1 protein-coding gene is annotated in these 2,513 nt (G+C 39.0%); it reads left to right on the top strand.

The genetic code is table 11. From position 1 onward, the window contains the following. Positions 1-76 precede the first annotated feature (76 nt). A partial coding sequence (locus MICAI_RS26655; RefSeq protein WP_198285317.1) for a Vgb family protein occupies positions 77-2,513 on the top strand: 2,437 nt, incomplete at its 3' end.

The following is a 2,513-nucleotide window of genomic DNA, read 5'->3' as shown; positions in this document are numbered from 1 at the left end:
GATTAATTCTCTAACTTCTTTGCTATACACACCCCTAGCAGATGTTAATGGTAATGGGGGCAATTTTGTTTATACTGTGAGTGATGGTAAAGGGGGTAGTAGTAGCCAAAAAATTAGTTTTGTCATTAATCCCAGTAACTTAATTGTTTCTGCTGTTTCCGCGAATAATGCTCCTGAATTTACGACTAATCCTGAGTTAAAGATTATTGTCGGTAATGATTATAGTTATGATGCAAATGCCGTTGATGCGGATAATGATACCTTATTCTACTCCCTCTCCCTTGCCCCTGATGGTTTAACCATTGACAATAATACTGGTGTTTTAAGTTGGCAATCCCCAACAATCGGCAATTATAACATCTCTATTTCAGTGGAAGATGGTAAAGGGGGAAGGGATACCCAAACTTATAATTTAGGGGTAGTAACCAACGTTATTGATTCTCAACCAAATCGTCCTCCAGTATTCGTTTCCAATCCCGTCGTTTCTGGTAATCTCAACAATGAATATCGTTATGATGCTGATGCGACTGATGCTGACAATGATAATTTAACCTATTCTGTCATCAATGCCCCTAATGGCTTGGTAATCAATCAAAATACAGGTGTTGTTACATTCACTCCCACCGTCTCAGGAGCAACCGAGATAACCTTACAAGTTGATGATGGTAAGGGGGGTATTGCGACTCAAAAGTACAATCTTTTTGTATCTCAATCCATTGGAGATAACAATGCCCCTATAATTACTTCTGAACCTGTAACTGAAATTCTGGCTGGAAACAACTATCAGTATCAAGTAATAGCTGAAGATATTGATGGTGATACCTTAACCTATGAATTAGAGACAGAAACCCAAGGAATTACTATTGATTCAGAAACAGGCTTGTTACTTTTTAATCCTAGCCTAGAACAATACGGCTCTCATCTTATTAAAATCACAGTCAAGGATGGGAAAGGAGGAGTTGATGTTCAAGATTACATCTTGGAAGTTTATGTAAATTCTGGCTTCTTTATTTTTACTGACGATAATGATTGGCAAAAAGGTAGCTTAAATAATGTTAATTATAATGCACCTAATCAGTTACAGCTAAATGATACATTGGCAACCTTATTTGATCATATTTGGGTGGCTTTATCTGGTCGAGGTGGGGTTGTTAAAATCAACACAAGATATAATGATCTTGATGATGGCGTTACCGATGAAGAAAACTTTGGTGCAGTATTAGGAGAGTATCAAACTCATCCTGATGGACTAGGTGGTAATCCATCGAGAACGACTGTTGATTTAGATGGTGACGTTTGGTTAGGAAATCGCAATGAGAATGGCGGCCTTGCTGACTCAGATTTTCCTTATGGCTCAGTTGTCCAAATTTCAGCCAATCCTCGTAATGCAAATACTTCGACAGGGGTTTGGAATGCACCGACTGGACTGCCCGACACTTTTGATCGCCGTCCTTGGACAAACTCAGAAGAGCTTGATACCGATGGTGGTACGGAAACTGCTAGTGATTCCGCTATTTTAAATTATGTAAGAGTTCCAGATGCTGAAGCGGTTCGTCATGTGTCAGTAGATCGTAATAACAATCTTTGGGTGGGAGGTTATCCTTTTGGGTTGCGTAATTTCCACCTTCTTGATGGGGAAAGCGGGGAGATTCTTGATTCATTTGATGCGAGAGAAATTGGTGCAGGAGGTTATGGTGGTCTTGTTGACGGAAATGGAATTCTGTGGTCTGCTAGTCTAAGCGAAAATGCACTGTTACGTTACAATCCAGCAACGAAAGAAAGTTTAGTTATTAATGTACCTAACTCTTATGGTTTGGCTATTGATACCAATGGCTTTATCTGGAATGCTGCCTATTATGAACAACAAGTTTACAAAATAGATTCACAAGGTAATATTGTAGGAGCTTTTTCTACAGGCGGTGCAGGTAGTGGTGGTTTAGCCGTAACACCTTTTGACAATAACGTTTGGATTGCCAACAGAGAGAGTAATACAGTAACGAGACTAGACAATAATGGTAATTTATTAGCAACAATTCCAGTCGGGGGGAAACCAACTGGGGTAGCAGTAGATTCTCTGGGTAAAGTTTGGGTTACAAATCTTGGTTCAGATAATGTCATGCGGATCGATCCTTTTACCAATACAGTGGATTTGACCGTTTATCTAGGTGAAACAGCCGATCCCTATAATTATAGTGATATGACGGGTAGCATCTTAAATACTGTTACTTCCCCTGGTGGTCGTTGGTCTGTAATTCAGAATAGTCAACGAGTTAATCAAGAATGGGAAAATATTGTTTGGAATACCGAAGCAGAAGGAAGTATTCCTCAAGGAACGGATATAATCGTTAGAGCTAAAACAGCTAACAATCTTAGTGATTTACAAATTGCTTCGTGGACAATTTTTAATAATGGCGATGACTTAAATTTAGTAGGTCAATTTATTGAAGTTGAAGTTACGCTGACCAGAGAAAGTGGTTTAACTGAAATTAGTCCTATTCTTTCTGATTTGCGCC

The organism is Microcystis sp. T1-4 (genome assembly GCF_000297435.1).
Taxonomy (GTDB): domain Bacteria; phylum Cyanobacteriota; class Cyanobacteriia; order Cyanobacteriales; family Microcystaceae; genus Microcystis.
The sequence above is the reverse complement of the archived record's forward strand: the minus strand, read 5'-3'. Positions and strand labels throughout refer to the sequence as shown.